A 771-nucleotide genomic window follows, 5' to 3' on the forward strand; every position below is an offset into this window, starting at 1 on the left:
ACCATCTCCATCGGCATGTTGACGGTCACATTGACTGATAGCGCCATGCGCCCCTACCTTTGTAGGTGACTAACTTAATCATTGCGTCTATGAGTAGTATACAAACTGCGTAGGTTATTCAACAGCCGCAGTTAATCACTTTCCATGGGATCGAGTACGGAAGGTAGTGATGGCCAAACCACTGTTTCGACGCATGTCACAGAGGAATTTGTGGAGGAATTCGATCGGGCTCTAAAAATGGCACAGATTGAGGGAGATATCTCAATGGATGTTTCCCGGGCAGAAGCTCTACGACGACTTATGAAAAAGGGAATAGAAGATCCCTCTCTGTTTGCGGAAACAAATCAAGAGTAGCAAAAATACAGATTAGTGACTAAATTGAGAGCTATCAGTTAGTTTGCCAGTTTCACCAATCCACGAACATTTTTACCATGACGAGACAAGGTGGGCGTAAGGAGACGAGCAGAACGAATGAAAATCCCTCAAGACGAATACGACATTGAGTCTTTCTGTCAGACTCTGATAGACAGAAGTCCAGACAAGACCTTCGAGGGGTACCACTACAACCACGTCAAAGTCTATTTTTATCTTACTGAGGAAGACTGGCTGACTAACTTCCAAGAAAATTATCAGATCGAGCAGCTTGGAGAAATATATAAGATCACCGGGGAGTACGTTAGTCGGGGCGGAGAAACTGAGCGACCGGTCTACTACGCTCACTACTACGATGACTCTCTCCTAATGCTTTTCACGGCTACAACAGAGGAAGCC

The 771-nt window shown here is 45.3% G+C and carries 1 protein-coding gene and 1 pseudogene; both read left to right on the forward strand.

Annotated features, from left to right (window positions below):
- Positions 1–144: 144 nt before the first annotated feature.
- A complete protein-coding gene (locus EXE45_RS17150; protein ID WP_137695043.1) occupies positions 145–354 on the forward strand; it encodes a hypothetical protein in 210 nt (69 codons plus the stop codon).
- Between the two features lie 117 nt (positions 355–471).
- Positions 472–771: pseudogene (locus tag EXE45_RS17160) on the forward strand (hypothetical protein); the annotation flags it as partial.

Source organism: Halorubrum sp. SP9, from assembly GCF_005435015.1.
In the GTDB taxonomy this organism is placed as follows: Archaea; Halobacteriota; Halobacteria; order Halobacteriales; family Haloferacaceae; genus Halorubrum; species Halorubrum sodomense.

What these genes read in the sequence shown, in the direction of transcription:
- EXE45_RS17150 (WP_137695043.1), top strand. Translation starts at nt 145, where the DNA reads ATGGGATCGAGTACGGAAGGTAGTGATGGCCAAACCACTGTTTCGACG.